We start from the raw sequence: 16,525 nt of genomic DNA on the forward strand, positions 1-16,525 counted from the left end.
AGTATCCCGTTCACACCACAGGAGTTAAAAGATGTGTAGAGCAGCTGATGAAGGCGGACGCCGATGCACGCGCCACACGCCGACGCCCGCTCAACGGGAAGCGCGCAGGATCTACGAGCGCGCTCAGTACGCAAGGAAGAAGGCCGCGAGAGGCGAGGGCGACGTCGATTCGCGCCGGAAGGCCGAGCCTTCGATCGTCATTCCGAAAACGGTTCGCGTTGACGACAGCGGTTGGGTCGTCGCCCTGTCAACCAACCCGAAATCCGCAGAACAACGCAACATCGCAGCCGAACAGATCGGCGCCGAATTCCGCACCTCGGATGGCCGCGTGATCTGGTCGAAGGTCACGGATCCAAAACTCAAGGCGCTTCGCTCCGCTGTCGAGGGTCCGGCTCCGCGCGGCGCGACGATTCCCGCGGGCCTCGTGGACGCAACGGGCAAGATCGACCGCGCACGATACGCGCGGCTGCGCCCGGAACTGCAGACGCAAATTCGGAAACTCGTTCACGCGAATTTCCGCTGACGCGAAAACGCGGCGCGGAAGACCGAAACGCGAAAACCGCGAAACGGAAATCCGCCGGGCGACCGCGAGCGACAGAATCCTCGCGCGCATGACGACGAACAGGGCCGCTGCCACCGTCACCGGGCAGCGGCCCTGTTCGATCTCTGAACCAGATTCTCTGCGCAGATCGTTTGCTCCGGCCCGAGGAGCTGGGTGAGTAGGTCTACCTGGGCCTGCTGCCAAAATAACTTCCCTGGCGGGAAGTTATATCTGGAGCCGCCACATGACGTCTGAATCACAACCCAAGCTCGCCTTCAAGTCACACAAAGAGGTCCGCGCACTCATCCGCCCGACCCTGCGCAAACAGGTAGGCAGGCCGGCCCGGTTCGCCGCCGCAGCCGTGATAACGCACGGGCTCGAACTCGGCATCCACCCGTCCTCCATCGCGCACTATCTACAGCGAGAACCGCACGGCGTCGCCGGCGACCTGCACGACCTCGCACACAACGGCGGTCTATGGGCCACACTTGCACGGTCGATGAAAGCGACACGTAAGCACTCTCACGACCCGATCCGCAGTGCAACGAAAAGCGTTGCGTGGATGCTTGCGGAACCGAGCCCTGACGTCACCGCGTACGCTCACCGGAACAACATTCAAGCCCTCGCCGCCATCACCCTCGCCACCGTCCGCGAGGCCGCGACGTTCGGCGATGCGATCTACGTCCCTGCCGACGACCTGGCGGTCGACATGGGTTGCGCGCGTTCGACTGCACAGAACCGGATCATCTCGCTGGCCGCCGCCGACGTCGTCGACCGACGCAGCACGGGCAACGGTCAGACGCAGAAGATCAAGGTCAAGCGCGCGAAGGGCACGGACTGGGAACGCACGCAGACGGTTGAAGCGCAACAGCGCATTCGGGACATCGTCGCAGGCAACCGCACGCTACTCAACGTGTTCGTACATCCCGGCCTCGCGTACGGAACCGCGCTGTTGCCGACCGACGTCTACGTCTTGCTGTTGGGCACTCACGGCATCGATCCACGCGCCCGCGGTTTTGAAGACCGCACACTTGGTCGGGCACGTGCCCGACTGCGTACTGCTGAAGTCACAGACACCCGCTCACTGTTCGCCGCACTAGAACGCATCGCCGCGACGCCTGACGCCCCCTTTAAGACACCGCTGGATCTTCGCGCCGAAGCTGCACGAGTTCGCCAGGCACAGATCGACGAGAGAACGGCAGAGATCAACGAGCTGCGCTTGGCAAGTAAGGCGGCCTGGCCGCTCGACCACGACAACGCGCGCGTGCACAGCGTTGTCGCCCGCGACAGCGTCAACGACGTCCTCGAGATGCACGGCCGACTCTTCGAGCTCCGCGGCGAAGAACTACGTGCATGGGTCACCACTGTTCGCAGCGATCTTGCACCGCGACTGCAGCACCCGGCGACAGTCGCGGGCGCGGCCGCCATCCATACCGCGCATATGAGTGTTGCGGATCGCAGCCCGCAGGCGGTTGAGCACCTAGCGCAAGACATGACCACCAAGGAGACGAACGCATGAGCACCGAAGCGCCCGAACCCGAACGCATCCAGCTGCGCGGCGACGGCCGCCGTGCTCAGCTGCTCACCGTGGCCGCGACCGTCGCGCTGGCGGCCTTCGCGTTTACGGCGGGCTTCCCGGCGCTTTGGTGGGCGGGCACGCGGCTGGGTCTGAATCCAGTTCATGCCGCGACGATTCCCATCGTCATTGACCTAGGCCTGGTCACTTTCGCACTGGTGTCGGCAATCCTTCGATCCCGTCACCGCCGCGCAACCGCAGAGACTTGGTCGATGATTGCGTTGACCGGCTTGTCTGTCGCCGTCCAGGTAACACATGCGCTGACTATCGATCCCGCGGCATGGCTGCCCGCGGCGGTAGGTGCGTCATTACCGCTTGTAGTGCTCTTCTCCAGTCACTCAGCACTCCGTGCGGTCCTGGCCGACGCTCCACGTCGTTCGCTTGCACGGAAGACACGGGCGGCGGAGAGCGCGGCCACAGTCACGAAGCCCGCCACCGTCCGCCCGGTTGCTGCGCTGGCCGACGCCGCCGCACCGCGCAAGCCGGCCACAGTCAAACAGCCGGTCGAGCCGACGATGTCGCTGGCGGAAGCCGTGGCGGAAGTTCGCGCCGGCCGGCTGTCGGTACGTGGCGCATCCGCGGCGAGTGGCGAGTCCCGCTACGCCATCGGTCAGGCCCGCGACCAGGCGGCCTGACATACACACCCGATAGGCCCGTTCTCCAACCACCGGAGAACGGGCCTATTCTGTCAACAAAAAGCGTGGTGTTTTCATCGGGTTTCTGCCGTAATTCTGGTCCCTTTACTGGCCGCGTTGCGTTCAAAAGCCGCCGGGCCCGCTCCCACCTTTCGAGGTGTGCGCTGAACGGCTTCCGCCAACGGCTGATTCTCTCGCTGCGCGCGGCCGTTCTTCATCATCTTTCCTGGCTGCGCCGCCGTTGTGTTTCGGCCGCACCCGTGATCGTGCGCCGGTGATCGTGACGAACAGCCCGCCCTCTTGTGACTGATGATCGCTGCGCTCACTCGTTCGATGCCGGCTGTGCCGACATCTCTAGCAACGAACTCACATCCCTTCAGCACTCCCATACCGGCTGCACCGTCCACAGCCTCCCGCATATGACGCGACGTCGCGTCATGACCCGTAGCGATGACATGATGCCCTGCCGCCTGCGGCCGCTCTTTACGTCCCGTCACGATCCCTCGACGCAGCCGCCGCGGCTGTTCGTCATGAGCCTTTCCGAATCCGTGACGCGCTCCCGCCTCCGGCGGGGCTTGACGAGTCTCTGTGAACTCGTGAAGCTACAGCTGCCGGCGGCTGTTCATCATGACCCGTCTCGATCACGTGAGGCACGTCACGACACATGGCAACGAAGACCGGCATCCTTTTACCATCGCCGATCTCCCGAACGTCGCGCACAACTTTCGTTCCAAGTGAGCGCAGCGAGCAAGTGAGCCGCACGCGCAGCGGGTGTCGAACTCATCACGCATCGATCAGTCCCAATCCGCAGCATCACGAAGAGCGAGCGCGCGCCAGCGCGTGAGCGCTTCTCTCTTATATGCGGTCAAGAAGGAAATTTTGAAGCAGTTGCTCCAGAGGTTCGGCGCGGCCCGAGGGTCTCATCAGACGCGGAAACACTGCCGAAAAGAGAGCGACCACCACCAAGAACAGCAAGCGCTTCACCATCACAGCCATCGCCGTTGCACTGTCGTGCGTCATCGCGACCGTAGCCGGTACACACGTCGCAACCGCCGTCACAGCATCCGCCAACGCAGCTGTCGCCGAGCGCGCGGACCTGTGTGAGTACGAAGAGCACGGCATCGCCCTTGGTGGCTCGAAGATGGCTATTGCGGTTCCCGCGACCGTCGTAACCGAACCTACGGTCGGGTCAGTCGCACCCGTCGCAGCTCCCGCACCCGAGCCCGTCGTTGAAGCGGCTCGCGCACCCGCACCGGCACCTGTCGTAGAAGCCACACCCGCGCCCGCTCCCGTCAAGACGACTGGTCAGGCAGTTGCTTGACTCGACACGTTCGGACAGGTGTCAAGCCCCGGGTCCCACTGAGCCTCTATCAAACCAAGGGCTTGACAGTGAATGGCGTGGCAATACCTGCCACGAGCTTCAGGTACGAAGAAATGTCTGAAGATTATCTGATGGGCACACTGACAGATTTTTAGCTGCCACCCGAGATGGACTGGGAGACCTACGAGGACGTCACAGGACTACACCATCGCCTTCATCTACGGCGACCTCGAGGTCACGATCTTCGTGCCCGCAATCGGCGCAGGCTTTGGCGAAGTAGTCATCACGACAAACGCGCCCTGACCCGCAAAACAACAAGACCCTGACCAGTTGGTCAGGGTCTTGTTTCGTCTCCACCACCACAGAAGAGAGGTGTCCTATATGTACGAGGCGCGCGTGAACTTCGTTCACTTACGGGTTCATCGCACGCTTCGCGAACGAATCACGTGCTGACGGCCGCCCTTGCCTTGACTGCTGCTTGGAGCTCAGCAGCCTGCTCGCGTGTGGCGTCAACCGAAAGGCCAACGACTTCATATGCTTCCGCCAGCTGCTGGAAGAACTCGATACGGCCGAGCCATGTGCCTCGGAGCACCTCAAAGCCGTCGGGCAGGAACTCGCTGTGATTGCGCGGCATGGCGGGCTGGATGTTCGCAGCACGGTTCATGCGGCGGCGCTTGTAAAAAGCGCCGAGGTCGGCAAGCCGCGTGGCGAAGCGGTTGAGCGCCTCTGCCCAGCCGGCGGCGGAGAGTTCAAGCGGGACTGCAACTTCAAACTCGCCATCCGTGGTGGTCATCGGGCTTTTGCCGTCCCACCAAATCTGCTCGACCTCGTGACGGTCGGAGCGGTAACGCAACTTCCAGTGCTGCGAGCCTGGCTTGAACAACGACGAGCTGTGAACGCTCGGGTGAACGGCGGGCCGTCCGCGCATCAAATCTGCAGCGGTGACGTGGACGACGGGAGCAACGGTCAGGGTTGACATTTTGAGCTTTCTGCACCGGAAGTAGGTCTCCCGGTGCACCACTTCCATGCGCGGCCCGGGTGCCACTTTGTCGACACGATTGTGACATCCCTTGAGGCTCAAGGGATGTCGCGGCGTGTCACGCTTGCGTGCTTCGCCCAAATTCACGTGTTCGACACCCGCGTCTCCCGATCACGAGGCAAGCTCAGCCTTCGATCCGCAGCATTACGATCACGCATCGCTACGCCACTCGCTACCGCTTCGCGGGGTCGCTGCGCTCCCTGCGAGCGCGGAATTTCGTCACACGCTCACGTATCTCACTGCGCCGTCACGATCACGCATCGCCACTGTGCTCGCTGCGCTCACACTTGGAACGAAGAACTACCCGCACGGTGATGTCCGTCAGTCGCCCGCGGTAACGCGATTCTGTTCTAGGAACGCCCGCCGAATTCGCTGGACGCCTTTCGGCGAGTACTCGCCACGTTGTTCCTGCCAGCCGAGCAGGAAGTCGCTGCCCTGCGGGTACGAATGCCAGCGCTTGGGCTTCGTAGTAACACGTTTGACGACTTCGTTATCGCCTAGGAATCCGCTCACGAAGGACTGCTCGCTGGGTGCCTCACCAGTCCATTTGGCCGGATGCCCGAGTCTTATGAACGCGCCGCCAAGGCGCATCCCGCGACTCAGAAGACGGGCGTTGAACAAGTCCCAGCGCTCGAAGGAATTGTGCGAGTGGAACTCGGTGATCGCAACCCGCAGGATCGCACCACGGCGTTCTTCACTATGGAGAATGACCGCCGGCACCTCCAGGATCACGAACTCGGAGCCTTGTTTGCGCCATTGCTCCGCCGCTTGCGCGGCTTCGTTCCAGGTAGATTTCAGGCTGGTCTCGCCTCGGTAATGCGAGACCCGGGTGCTGTGCCAGGCATTGCGCTTTCTGGTCGTCAGATAAAGCGTCCCGAGCGTCAGGTCTTCAAGCCTCCGAGGCGTCATGCGGGCAAAACGGACGGGCTCCAACGCGGTCTCCCTCGACTCAACAATTCACTCACCATCAGATTAGAGCGTGAACCTCGCAGGTGGTCGCACCGCGCATGAAGAACACATGCGACTTTCTCTCGGCGAATTCTTCACCACCGGCACCGCGCTTCTCACCCGTGGCGGCATTCATCTGATTGCGCACGCACCAGACGGCACGCGCGGCTGGGTAAAGATCATCGCACTGCGCGATGGCGCCGTGCCGGCCGGCCACGGGCATCGGCTGCTCTCGCACCTGCGCGTCGTGAACGAACAGCACACGCACGACATCGATCCGTCGGAGATCCGGCCCGGGATGCACATTCGGATGTCGGGTCACGGTGCGTGGGTGACGACGAGCGAGGTGCTCGCCGTTCATACCGGCACGCTCGTCAGCGAACCTGGCGAAGGCGAGCTGCGCGCGGGCCGCTGGATTCTGATGTTCTCGCACGCAGCCTTCGCGACATCCGGCGGTAACGCTCACCGCCTTCTCGCGGACGGTGAGCACGGCCCGCGGCTCACACCGGCGGCGCTGCGCATTCTCGTGCGGCGGATGGCACGCAGGCACGGAGCCGCGCTCGGACTGCGCATGGATGCGTCATGAGCCCGTTCACCCGCACCAACACCGCAACCTTTCGCACGCTGTTCTCGCTCAACGACCTGACTATTTCGACACACGACGAATGCGGCACGGTCGTCATCACGAGTGCAGAACCAAGGGCGACGCTCTCTCCTGAGACCGCGCGCGAAATTGCTTCGGCCCTGATGCGTGCGGCAAGTCAAATGAGCGCGGGCTCATGATGCTTCTCGAACAACCGCGCATCGACGACCTGACGGCGTTCGACTTCGACCTGCGGCTACAGCCCGACGCGGCTGTACCGATCTGGGAGAAGTGCGTTAGTCACCCGTGGGAACGGCTGCGCGGCGGGCTCGGTGAAATCGTTCGTCTGCTCGGTGCGCTGGACGGGACAGATGCGAGTCCATGGCTCTTGCTCTGTCGCGACGATGACCCGATTAGCGGCCAGGCGTTCGTTCAGGCCATCGGTGACGCGCGTGAGGGAGTCGCGGTAGAGATCGGCATCGGTATCGGCACGCAGCTTGTCGGACGGACGGGTGCGCCGGTCGCTACGGTCATGATGCCTGCGGACATTCAGTATTGGTTGCCCTACGTTGACGCGTCGCAGCTGTTCACCGTTGCGGAGGCCGCGTCTCTGATGTGGATGCATCTCTTTGGCGGGCTGCCCGGCGGTTACGTTCTACAGAATCCGCCGCCGTCACGCGGCGGAAGGCTCAGGCGCGACGGTTAGACCGACACTCTCGCCCACGGGTGTCCGAAGCCCTCGCTAGGCTCCGGCAAGGGAGCGAAGCGACCCGCTGCGCCCTGGGATCGCGGCGGGTTCGCGGCGCTTACGGCCCGAACGCAACTAGAACCGGGCCAAGCGCACCGAACTCCGCATTTATTGCAGCAGGTTCGACACCGACACCGATTAACATGCTCGAGAAATGACTGACGCCCTGACCTCCCGGGATCGCACCGCGGCCGGGTAGGAATTTCAGCCGCCCGGTCAATTCCACGCGTGGCCACCCGCGGGATGTGAGTGACGCGACATATTCGCTGCCCAAGCGCGCGGGCAGAAGCACAACCGCGGCGCTCACGTTCCCTGCATCGAATTCGCGTAACAGGCGCCTCACGAACTGACCCGCCGATGCCCACGGCGCGTTCATGAAGATCGTGGACGGTGACCCGTCCGGGTTCGCCCACGTCGGGACGGAGAACGCGTCATCGTCTTCCGTAAGCCACCACTGCGCCGGCACCCGCCGCCCGGGCTCAGCGCACACATCACCATCAATCCCGCCAAGCACCCGTTCGACGCCGTGCAGGATATGTGCAGGCGTCAACCATTCGTCGCTAACACTCTGCCGTGCCGCCGCGATCCGTTCCGCGTGCGCCGCACGCCGCTCAGCCGCCGCAGCCGTCACGGTGAGCGCACCGGCAAGAACACTCTGCGTGAGCTTCTGATCGTCGGCAAAGGTCCTGGCGGCGCGCACGAGACGCAGTGACACGCCAGCCGCCGCGGCGGCTTCGGCTTGAGTCAAAGATGCAGGGCTGCCTATTTCGACCCGACCACGGCCGCGCGTGCTGAGTGCGGATGCCGCGACGGCGCGTTGACTGGCGGAAAGATGGCGCCTGTAGATATTTGCGGCGAGCACATAGGCGCGCGCTGCGTGTTCGTCACCGCTCAGCCTTTCCACGACGAGCGGGACGTCGAGCTGTGCACACGCTCGAGCGCGGTGCCTGCCGTCGAGCAACCATTCGATCCCGGCGGCATCTGTCCACGACGTGGCCGGTACCTGTTGACCGCTGGCGGCGATGCTTGCCGTCAACGCGTCCAGCTCATCCGGCTGCATCGCTGGCAGGAGCAGCGCGAACGGGTGCAGTGGGAGAGTGGTCACTGAAGTGGTGGGCACCTGTACAGGCTATGGGTTCCCAGAGACGTCTGCGTGCGGCGGTAGCTTGGCTGTATGAGCGAGCATGGCAAGGATGCGTTGGAGTGGGCGAGAGAACTTCACGGTGAGGGAGGCGCAGGGATTGCTGCGCTCTCCGGCTATCGTGCTGATCTGGCGAGGTCGGCGAATGCGTGCCAGCGTATTCTCGCCGAGTACCGGAAAGTGCAACCTGACGATGAGCTCGTGGACCTGCTGTGGACCGCAGCAGTGGTCAACTACATGCGCCCGTTTCAACGTGACGCACGCCAAGATCTGCCGCCCGACTTCGTCGACTCCTTGTCACCAGAAAACCAGGCGGTCCACGCGGACATCGCCGCAGTGCGGAACAAGCATGTGGCCCACTCTGAAAACTCGATGGAGACGATCATCGCGATCTGTATGCTCGCAGATCCCGGAAAAGAACCGCGCGCGGTAAAAGGGATCGGCGCCATGTCAATGCGCCGCGGGTTCGGGCCAGAGGACGCCGTTCGGCTATTGAACCTGACCGCTGAGTCCCAGGCACTGCTCACCGAGGTGACACGCCGCTTCACCGCTCACATTCGAGAGCAGGTCGACGCCCGACCCATTGACGAGCTGTATGCGGAGCAACCCATCTCACGTCAATGGGTTGAGAGCGGAGGGAGCCCAGCAACGAAGCGGAAGAAGATGCGGCTGGACTCCGACCCTATTCGTCTCGCATGACGCGCTCTCCGGCAGCAAGCTAGGAGAGTGGTGCGCCGGTCGCAGCCTCGTGCAGTCTTTTCGCCACGTCATCCAGGTCCGTGTCGAAAAGGTCACCGTAGACATCGAGAGTCATCGCCGCAGAAGCATGCCCGAGCATCCGCTGCAGGCTCTTCACGTGCGCGCCCGCCTGTATCGCCAGCGATGCGGCAGTGTGTCGAAGGTCGTGTGGAGTGATGGCAGGGAAGGTTGATAGGCCTTCTTTCGTACGTCGCGCGTTGAGCGCTTTGAGAGCCGGGTAGAAGACTCGTCGCCGCCAGGTGGTCAGGTGAATCGTCCCACCGCGTGCAGCAGTGAAGACAACGTCGCCGTCGCGCATGCCGGTGACGTGCGTGTCGAGCGCTTCGCCGAGAAACCGCGGCAGTGGGACCGGACGTTCGAGCCTGCTTTTCGGGAGGCTCCACACAAGCTTTCCGCTGACCTCGGTCACGGACTCTCGCACGTGAAGCCGCCGTTTCGCGCTGTCTAGCGAGTCGCGGCGCAGCGCCGCGGCTTCACCGAATCGCAAGCCGGTGTACGCGAGGGTCAGGATAAGCAAGCGGTAGCGCGGGTCGATGGCATCAGCGAGCTCACGGACCTGCTCGTGCGTGAGGTACGCACGGCGCTTGGCAGGCGGTCGAGCGACCTTCAAAGGAAGCGCGGGAGAGTGGGAGAGGAGCCCGCGGCCCACGGCCAGTTGCAGCGTCCCGGTCAGGACTCGATAGGCCTTCTCAACCGTGTCCGGCTTCGCGTCCTGGTCACGCATCCACTCAACCCACGCATCGATGTCGTCGGCGCGCACATCGCCTACACGCCAAGCCGTCCAATACGGCTCTACCCAGTTCACCGCGTGGCTCTCGCGGTTTGAGAGCGTCGTCTCGGCCCGGTCGCCCTTTCGGTCCACGAAGTCACGCAGCACGGCGTTCAGAAGCGTCTTGCCCGCGGTTGGGTCGACAAAGCGTCCGTGGCTCTTGTCCACAAGGCTCTTCGCGGCCCAAAGCTCCGCATCGCGCTTCGTGCGAAAGCCACGTTTCTGAGATTGCTTCCCTGCCGGCGTCCGAAAGCGCACGCGATATCGCTGGCCGTTCGCCGTTTCGTACTTCTTGACGTTCATCGCTGGCCCGCCTTCAGAACAGGGTGGACGTTGACGGTGTTCGTTTCCCACCAGGCTTCAATGGCGCTCGGTAGATAACGAACGGCGCGGCCGTGCTTGACGTAGTCAGGGCCGTCACGACGCCAGCGCATCTGCGCGAGTGCGGCTTCGGTGATGCCTAGGTGTGCGGCCGCCTTCGCGGCGGTGAGGGCGAACGGGAGAGAGGGAGTGAGTGTGTCGGTCATGAAGCGCCTATGCGCGACGTCCGCAAACGCGGCCCTTTCGGAACGCGACATCTCCCAGCATCTCGGGAGAATGTGGCCAAAATGTGGCCACGCCGACGAAATCAGACCGCCGACGAGAACAACAAAGGCCCGGAAAACGTTGATTTTCCGGACCTGTACGTGGTGGGCGATACCGGACTCGAACCGATGACCTCTTCCGTGTGAAGGAAGCGCGCTACCAACTGCGCCAATCGCCCATGACCCTTGGGGTCGAGATTCGATACTACCGGAACGATTCGGACTGTTTAAACCAAATGAGAAGACACGCGCGAGATCCGTGTTGAGTTTTGCGCCTCGGGAATCATCGGCTAATGTTTCATAAGTGCCCGGGACGCCGGAAACAAAATGCGGATGTAGCGCAGTGGTAGCGCATCACCTTGCCAAGGTGAGGGTCGCGAGTTCGAATCTCGTCATCCGCTCGAGTGCAGAGAGTCTCTTTTTTGAGGCTCACGGCACGTGGGGTCAATCCACACGGTGGCGTGGCCGAGCGGCTAGGCACCGGCCTGCAAAGCCGTTTACACGGGTTCGAATCCCGTCGCCACCTCAAGGTCACAAATTTAATAGCCTTTATAGGCGCGATTGGCGCAGCGGTAGCGCGCTTCCCTGACACGGAAGAGGTCACTGGTTCGATCCCAGTATCGCGCACAAACGACAAGTAACCGACACTAACGGCGGTGAACGTCAAGGAACCCTGATGAACAGCTATTGTCTGTTGGTCAGGGTTTTTTGTTGTTTCAGGCAGCTTCGTGATTGATGTCACCGTCTTTCTTGCGCCGCCCCAGTATCGCGGGGTAAGCCGTTGCTGTGGAGATTCCTTCCGTGTCGAGGCTGGAGCCTGTAGCGCGACGCACTCGGATGCCTGGACATCTGCTGAGTATCGGCTCCGGCCGGTGGCTGTGAGTGTCAGTCTCGGGCGCAGACGTGGAGTATGGTGCGTGCGAGCCAGATTTCGTAGTCGGGTTGGCTCCAGCCTGAGTCGTGTACGAGCTGGTTGTAGCCCTCGGGTGACAATATGAATGAGATGGTATCCGCGACCGTTGCGCTTGGCTGGGGAGTCTGGGCGAGTCCGCGGCGGCGGAGTTCGTCAACGAGCACGAGCATGTCTGCGCGGCGGCGTTGTTGCAGCTCGTCGAGTTCTTTGCGGAGGGGCGCGTCGGATCTGGCTGCTGACAGGAGTGTCGTCCAGAGAATGCTGCTGCGTCGGTTCGATTCCGCTACAAAATGCACGATGCCTGCGAGGTAGCGGGTGTTGTCGATTTCAGCGGTAATTTCGGCGACCGGGCCGTGACTGGCGAGCGATGCAATGTCATCACTCCCGGCAAAGCTGTGTGTGAATGCGTCAAGCAATAGGCGGTGTTTGGGTCCGCCGAGCTTCACTGTTTCGACGGAGACGCCCGCTGCGTGCGCGATGTCGGCAAGTGAGGTGCCGGTGTAGCCCGCGACTGTGAACAGGTTGGCTGCGGCATCCAAGATTCGGGACCGTGTTGCGGCGGCTTGGTTTGTGCGCACCTCGGATTGATATCGGCGATTGCGGGGGCGTGATTCCTGGCCAGACATATTGACTTGCCTCCGGGTGTAGTGAATACTATTCCATTGGAAAGGTTACCTTGGTCTGCCCTCTACCGAAAGACATGCATGAGCTCGTTCCTGATCTGCAGTACTCCTGTTCACGGCCACGTGACACCGTTGCTTGCGGTTTCGCGTTATCTCGTGCAGCAAGGTCATCGGGTGCGTTTCTTGACCGGGCAGCGTTACGCTGACCGGGTGCGGAGCACGGGGGCTGAGTTTCTGGCGCTCCCAACAGGGGCGGACTACGACGACACAGATATGAATGTCGCGTTCCCTGGCCGGGTGGGCAAGACCGGGGTGGCGGGGATCCGCTGGGACGTGAGCAATATTTTCTTGAAACCCGCGCCGATGCAGATTCGCGCGGTCGATGACGCGGTCGCGCAGGACCCGGTCGACGCGATCCTCGTTGAGAGCATGTTTATTGGGGCCGTGGGGCTGCTCTCGAGGCCCCGTGCAGAGCGGCCCGCGATTGTGAATCTCGGAATCATTCCGCTGGGTGTGGAAAGTAAAGACACGGCCCCGTTTGGTTTGGGGATTCTTCCGAGGCCTGGCGTGCTGGGGCGGGTGCGTAATGCCGTGCTTGACGTGCTCACGAAGAGAGTCATCTTTGGTGGGGTGCAGAAGCAGGCTGAGCAGATCTTGTTGGAGGCGACGGGGCAGAAACTCGACGGGTTCTTTATGTCGGGCGCTTCACGGGCTGATGCGATTGTGCAGTTCACTGTTCCGGGTTTTGAGTACGAACGACGTGACCTGCCAGAGACAGTGCACTTCGTGGGCCCACTGTCTCGTGCCACGAAGAGTGACGGCGCGTTGCCTGAGTGGTGGTCTGAGCTTGATGGATCACGGCCCGTGGTGCACGTGAGCCAGGGCACGATCGCGAACACTGATTACGACGAACTCATCACCCCCACTATGACTGCGCTGGCTGACGATGATGTTCTCGTGGTCGTCAGCACGGGTGGGCGGCCACTTTCGACCCTGCCGTCGCCACTGCCGGCGAACGTGCGTGTTGCCGAGTATCTGCCGCACGACAGGCTGCTGCCCGTCACTGACGTGTATGTGAGTAACGGCGGGTACGGCGGAGTGCATTACGCACTCGAGCATGGGGTGCCTCTTGTGGTCGCGGGCGCGACCGAAGACAAGGCCGAGGTCGCTGCGCGTGTGCAGTGGACGGGTGCTGGGATGCGTCTGCGCACGAACCGGCCGACGTCCGAGCAGGTGGGTTCAGCGGTGAGGCGGGTGCTCGCTGACCCGGGCTACGCTGAACGCACCCGGACGATTGGTGCGGAAATCGATGCGTCGAGCGGGCTTACGGGCCTGGAAACAGTGCTTGAAACTTTGGTGCCAAAGGCGATGCAGGGGTGAGCGTGCGTGGGCGTGGTTTCGTGGGGGGTCGGGCCTTGCCGCCTGCCCTGCTGAAGGCTGCGTGCTGCCACACATTATTTTCTGGCTCGAGGCCGAGCCGCCAAGCGGATGAACCTGGGGAAAGTTGTTGAATGATGTTGCGTAACGGGTTGCGGGGAGTGCTCGCTGCCAGTCTGGCGGTGGGGCTTGTCGGGGTGGGGGCCACAGCGAACGCGGCATCGACACCGACGAGTGCGGTGCTGGCCCCGACGAGCGGCCCTGTGACAGGGGGTACCGAGGTCACGATTGAACGACCTGCTGGGGTGACTTTTACGCGGGTGAGTGCAGGCGATTCGCATGTGGTTGCGGTTGCTGAAGACGCTGTCGCGTATGCCTGGGGAGGCAACGGCGGCGGGCAGTTGGGGGACGGTACAGGCGTGGACCGTGACGTGCCGGTGCTGGTTCTTACGCATACGTCAATAACGGGTGTTTCGTTTGGTGGGATCAGTGCGATCGACCTCGTGAATAACGACGACGGATCGTGGGTGAAACGGATCTAGCACGCACGGGCAGTGATCCTGCCACGTCTCTCGTGGCAGCAGTTCTCCTTGCGCTAGTTGGAGTTGGCCTGGTGCTCACCTCGCGGCGCAAACAGGCGTAGGTGTATGGCGCATTCGCCCCAAAATGTTGGGTCGAATGCGCCAGTTGCACTGCGCAGGAACCATCACGCCAACGGCCCGTATGCCTTGGCGAATCGAGGAGGAAGGTCGGAGAGCACGAGCGTGTCCTCGTTGCTTAACTCGTCGTCTGCATTATCGAGTTCATAGATGTCGCTGAGTAGCCTGTCAATGATGGTGTTGCTCGCATGCCAGAGAGAACCTTTGATGAGGTCGTTCGCGCGCACTCGAGCAGCGCGCTTCGGGGCTCAGCGACTCAGCGTCGTCTTCGTCGTTTTGCTCGCTGTCGATCGCCCAGTCGATGCCGGTGAGTAGATGTGCATGGCGAGCGATGCGTTCCTCGCCGGAAATATCGGCGCAGGCCGCAGAAGTGACCTCCGAGGGTGCTGTCCTAACGCTGGTGGGAGCGGGGCACGACTGCGGGTCAGAGTCGGACCAGAGCCCCGATATGGAGGCACCGGACACTTCCGCGGCTTCGTTTTCCTGCAGGACCGCGAACTCATCCGGTAAACAGTAGAACGCTCCGTATAGATGAACGTCGAGATTCTGCACACCAACGCACACTAGATGGTGGCGACGATTGGACGCCGGTGTTTCGAAATGGGTCAATTACACAACCGGGAACTGTCGTGAATCTGGGACAAAGTCGGACATCGTGGCCGTGAACGGTCAGGATGTCATGGTGCTCACACACCTTCGATCCCAGTATCGCGCACATACTAAAACCCCCGGAATTCCGGGGGTTTTTCGTTGTTTCAGGCGTAAGGTGAGCGCATGGACAACGGTTCCTTCGCTTTCATGCTCTTCGGCATGCCGTTCGTCTTCGCAGGTCTTCTGATCCTGGTGCTGTCTGTCGTCGTCGTGGCCGTCTGCATCAACTTTCTGGCGGGCGCAGCAACGAAAGGGCTCATCTCCCTCGTGCGAAGTCGGCGCGTTGAGGACGATAGGCGTGCGCTGGAGCACCGTGCGAGCCCAGACGAACCCGCCAGTGACCCTGCGAGATTTGAATAGGCCACGCGTCAAAGGAACGCGTTGTCAGTCGCTGTGGCCGAGTAGCTCACCCTGGGGAAGATCGGATTCGGCGAGATCCATGAGGAAGCGAATCACTATTTCGCGGTCATCCGTGCTCATTCCGGCAGCGACGGCAAATCGGCGGGCGTGTTGGCGGCCGATTGTGTTGTGAGCTGACTCTCGTGTGTGCTCCGTGACTTCGATACACATTGTTCGTCGGTCGCTCGGATGCGGTACGCGAATGAGATGTCCTCCGGCGACGAGTCGGTCCACCAGCTTCGTCGTCGATGCGCTGGATATCCCGACTTCTCGGGCGATGTCCTTCGGCGTGACGATCTGATTCTGCTTCTGAGCTCGCATGATCATCCGGATCGCCCGCATGTCGCTTTCGTTGAGCTTCATGAATCGCTTGGATGCCTCGGACAGAGTGCGGGCGGCCTCTTGCCACTCGCGAAGAGCTTCCATCACGCCGATGCTCTGGTCGAGCTCCTGGTCGGAGAGCTGTTGACGGTCGATGAGGTCCGAATCGCTCGAAAAGTAGCTCAGGTGTGAGCTTTGTGGAACTTTCTTGTCTGATTCGGTCACATTCACAGCATACATTTCTTATGCTACGTTTAACTCTCGCTTAGCTAACGAAACGGAGGTCATGTGATGGAGATGGTCGTTCTGGTCGACAGCAACGGATGCCCCGTCGGCATCCAGAGCAAGGAGACTGTGCATGGGGTCATTACGCCTCGGCATCTCGCCTTTTCCTGCCACGTCGTTGATGCCGATGGGCGTCTTCTCGTGACCAGACGCGCGCTGGAAAAGAAGACGTGGCCAGGTGTCTGGACTAACGCGTTCTGCGGCCACCCTGGTCCCGGTGAGACGCTTGAGAGTGCGGTGCGGCGTCGCGCCGCTTTCGAACTCGGGCTCACCGTCGACATGATCGTATGCGCGCTTCCCCATTTCGGATACTCCGCGCGCGATGCTTCTGGGATTCAGGAAAACGAGCACTGTCCGGTATTCATCGCCCAGGCGGCGTCAGTCTTGGATCCGAACCCCGCTGAGGTGGCAGAGACGCAGTGGACGACGGTGTCGGCGCTCACCTCGGCAACGCAAGCGGCTCCCTGGGCATTCAGCCCTTGGCTGATCGAGCATCTTCCTGCGCTTACCTCACATTTCGCCGCTGCGGCCTTGGACGTCGATGAAGATGTCTGACTCGTCTACTCGGGTGGACGACATCGCTTTCGCCTTCGAATCGAGGCTGATGGAAGTGCTTGCGAAGGGCCGTGAACGTTCGCGAGATTTCTCCGCTC

The 16,525-nt window shown here is 62.1% G+C and carries 19 protein-coding genes and 4 tRNA genes; 15 read left to right on the forward strand and 8 right to left on the reverse strand.

Annotated features, from left to right (window positions below; translation table 11 throughout):
* The first annotated feature begins 31 nt into the window (after positions 1 to 31).
* The 3 genes from ACSU04_RS01835 to ACSU04_RS01845 all read left to right on the forward strand — a co-directional run bounded on the left by ACSU04_RS01835 (position 32) and on the right by ACSU04_RS01845 (position 2,752).
* A complete protein-coding gene (locus tag ACSU04_RS01835) occupies positions 32 to 523 on the forward strand; it encodes a hypothetical protein (protein WP_439288248.1) in 492 nt (163 codons plus the stop codon).
* Between the two features lie 262 nt (positions 524 to 785).
* Positions 786 to 2,060: a hypothetical protein gene (locus ACSU04_RS01840; RefSeq protein WP_439288249.1), complete on the forward strand. Its 1,275-nt coding sequence runs from the start codon at positions 786 to 788 to the stop codon at positions 2,058 to 2,060.
* Complete coding sequence (locus tag ACSU04_RS01845; protein ID WP_439288250.1) at positions 2,057 to 2,752, forward strand: hypothetical protein; 696 nt, start codon at positions 2,057 to 2,059, stop codon at positions 2,750 to 2,752. Before ACSU04_RS01840 ends, ACSU04_RS01845 begins: the two co-directional genes overlap by 4 nt.
* 1,763 nt (positions 2,753 to 4,515) lie before the next feature.
* Here ACSU04_RS01845 and ACSU04_RS01850 read toward each other — a convergent pair.
* A complete protein-coding gene (locus ACSU04_RS01850) occupies positions 4,516 to 5,052 on the reverse strand; it encodes a hypothetical protein (RefSeq protein WP_439288251.1) in 537 nt (178 codons plus the stop codon).
* A 381-nt stretch (positions 5,053 to 5,433) separates the two neighbouring features.
* Positions 5,434 to 6,045: a hypothetical protein gene (locus ACSU04_RS01855; protein WP_439288252.1), complete on the reverse strand. Its 612-nt coding sequence runs from the start codon at positions 6,043 to 6,045 to the stop codon at positions 5,434 to 5,436.
* 85 nt (positions 6,046 to 6,130) lie between these two features.
* Between ACSU04_RS01855 and ACSU04_RS01860 the strand changes: the two genes are divergently transcribed.
* From ACSU04_RS01860 to ACSU04_RS01870, 3 genes are read left to right on the forward strand one after another with little or no spacing between them, the layout of a single operon-like run.
* On the forward strand, positions 6,131 to 6,646 hold the full coding sequence (locus ACSU04_RS01860; protein WP_439288253.1) for a hypothetical protein: 516 nt from the start codon (positions 6,131 to 6,133) through the stop codon (positions 6,644 to 6,646).
* Positions 6,643 to 6,843, forward strand: a complete 201-nt coding sequence (locus tag ACSU04_RS01865; protein ID WP_439288254.1) for a hypothetical protein — start codon at positions 6,643 to 6,645, stop codon at positions 6,841 to 6,843. Before ACSU04_RS01860 ends, ACSU04_RS01865 begins: the two co-directional genes overlap by 4 nt.
* Complete coding sequence (locus ACSU04_RS01870; RefSeq protein WP_439288255.1) at positions 6,840 to 7,349, forward strand: hypothetical protein; 510 nt, start codon at positions 6,840 to 6,842, stop codon at positions 7,347 to 7,349. The genes ACSU04_RS01865 and ACSU04_RS01870 overlap by 4 nt, the downstream gene beginning before the upstream one ends.
* A 100-nt stretch (positions 7,350 to 7,449) precedes the next feature.
* Here ACSU04_RS01870 and ACSU04_RS01875 read toward each other — a convergent pair whose 3' ends face one another.
* Positions 7,450 to 8,511, reverse strand: coding sequence for a ParB N-terminal domain-containing protein (locus ACSU04_RS01875; RefSeq protein WP_439288256.1), 1,062 nt, complete (start codon positions 8,509 to 8,511; stop codon positions 7,450 to 7,452).
* Positions 8,512 to 8,565: 54 nt separating this feature from the next.
* Between ACSU04_RS01875 and ACSU04_RS01880 the strand changes: the two genes are divergently transcribed.
* Complete coding sequence (locus ACSU04_RS01880; RefSeq protein ID WP_439288257.1) at positions 8,566 to 9,231, forward strand: hypothetical protein; 666 nt, start codon at positions 8,566 to 8,568, stop codon at positions 9,229 to 9,231.
* Positions 9,232 to 9,250: 19 nt separating this feature from the next.
* Here ACSU04_RS01880 and ACSU04_RS01885 read toward each other — a convergent pair whose 3' ends face one another.
* The 3 genes from ACSU04_RS01885 to ACSU04_RS01895 all read right to left on the reverse strand — a co-directional run bounded on the left by ACSU04_RS01885 (position 9,251) and on the right by ACSU04_RS01895 (position 10,823).
* A complete protein-coding gene (locus ACSU04_RS01885) occupies positions 9,251 to 10,363 on the reverse strand; it encodes a tyrosine-type recombinase/integrase (protein WP_439288258.1) in 1,113 nt (370 codons plus the stop codon).
* Positions 10,360 to 10,587, reverse strand: coding sequence for a helix-turn-helix domain-containing protein (locus ACSU04_RS01890; protein WP_439288259.1), 228 nt, complete (start codon positions 10,585 to 10,587; stop codon positions 10,360 to 10,362). Before ACSU04_RS01890 ends, ACSU04_RS01885 begins: the two co-directional genes overlap by 4 nt.
* Positions 10,588 to 10,747: 160 nt before the next feature.
* Positions 10,748 to 10,823: transfer RNA gene (locus ACSU04_RS01895), tRNA-Val, on the reverse strand.
* 150 nt (positions 10,824 to 10,973) lie between these two features.
* On the opposite strand from ACSU04_RS01895, the gene ACSU04_RS01900 reads away from it, so the two are divergent.
* The 3 genes from ACSU04_RS01900 to ACSU04_RS01910 all read left to right on the forward strand — a co-directional run bounded on the left by ACSU04_RS01900 (position 10,974) and on the right by ACSU04_RS01910 (position 11,271).
* Positions 10,974 to 11,045 (forward strand) — tRNA-Gly (locus ACSU04_RS01900).
* A gap of 54 nt (positions 11,046 to 11,099) precedes the next feature.
* A tRNA-Cys gene (locus ACSU04_RS01905) sits at positions 11,100 to 11,170 on the forward strand.
* A 29-nt stretch (positions 11,171 to 11,199) separates the two neighbouring features.
* Positions 11,200 to 11,271 (forward strand) — tRNA-Val (locus ACSU04_RS01910).
* 258 nt (positions 11,272 to 11,529) lie between these two features.
* Here ACSU04_RS01910 and ACSU04_RS01915 read toward each other — a convergent pair.
* Positions 11,530 to 12,135: a TetR/AcrR family transcriptional regulator gene (locus tag ACSU04_RS01915; protein WP_439288260.1), complete on the reverse strand. Its 606-nt coding sequence runs from the start codon at positions 12,133 to 12,135 to the stop codon at positions 11,530 to 11,532.
* Positions 12,136 to 12,390: 255 nt separating this feature from the next.
* Here ACSU04_RS01915 and ACSU04_RS01920 point away from each other — a divergent pair, with 255 nt between their 5' ends.
* The 4 genes from ACSU04_RS01920 to ACSU04_RS01935 all read left to right on the forward strand — a co-directional run bounded on the left by ACSU04_RS01920 (position 12,391) and on the right by ACSU04_RS01935 (position 15,227).
* Complete coding sequence (locus tag ACSU04_RS01920) at positions 12,391 to 13,560, forward strand: glycosyltransferase (protein ID WP_439288261.1); 1,170 nt, start codon at positions 12,391 to 12,393, stop codon at positions 13,558 to 13,560.
* A gap of 131 nt (positions 13,561 to 13,691) precedes the next feature.
* The gene (locus tag ACSU04_RS01925) at positions 13,692 to 14,099 is read left to right on the forward strand and encodes a hypothetical protein (protein ID WP_439288262.1); all 408 of its coding nucleotides are present in this window, start codon (positions 13,692 to 13,694) and stop codon (positions 14,097 to 14,099) included.
* A gap of 32 nt (positions 14,100 to 14,131) precedes the next feature.
* A complete protein-coding gene (locus tag ACSU04_RS01930; RefSeq protein ID WP_439278667.1) occupies positions 14,132 to 14,200 on the forward strand; it encodes a hypothetical protein in 69 nt (22 codons plus the stop codon).
* Positions 14,201 to 14,990: 790 nt separating this feature from the next.
* Positions 14,991 to 15,227, forward strand: a complete 237-nt coding sequence (locus tag ACSU04_RS01935) for a hypothetical protein (RefSeq protein WP_439278152.1) — start codon at positions 14,991 to 14,993, stop codon at positions 15,225 to 15,227.
* 24 nt (positions 15,228 to 15,251) lie between these two features.
* On the opposite strand, the gene ACSU04_RS01940 is transcribed toward ACSU04_RS01935, so the two are convergent.
* Positions 15,252 to 15,812: a MarR family winged helix-turn-helix transcriptional regulator gene (locus ACSU04_RS01940; RefSeq protein ID WP_439288263.1), complete on the reverse strand. Its 561-nt coding sequence runs from the start codon at positions 15,810 to 15,812 to the stop codon at positions 15,252 to 15,254.
* 72 nt (positions 15,813 to 15,884) lie between these two features.
* Here ACSU04_RS01940 and idi point away from each other — a divergent pair, with 72 nt between their 5' ends.
* Positions 15,885 to 16,427 (forward strand): isopentenyl-diphosphate Delta-isomerase, encoded by a 543-nt coding sequence (gene idi, locus ACSU04_RS01945; protein ID WP_439289401.1) that lies wholly within the window; start codon positions 15,885 to 15,887, stop codon positions 16,425 to 16,427.
* Positions 16,428 to 16,525 lie beyond the last annotated feature (98 nt).

The organism is Microbacterium sp. A84, assembly GCF_051842815.1.
Taxonomy (GTDB): Bacteria; Actinomycetota; Actinomycetes; order Actinomycetales; family Microbacteriaceae; genus Microbacterium.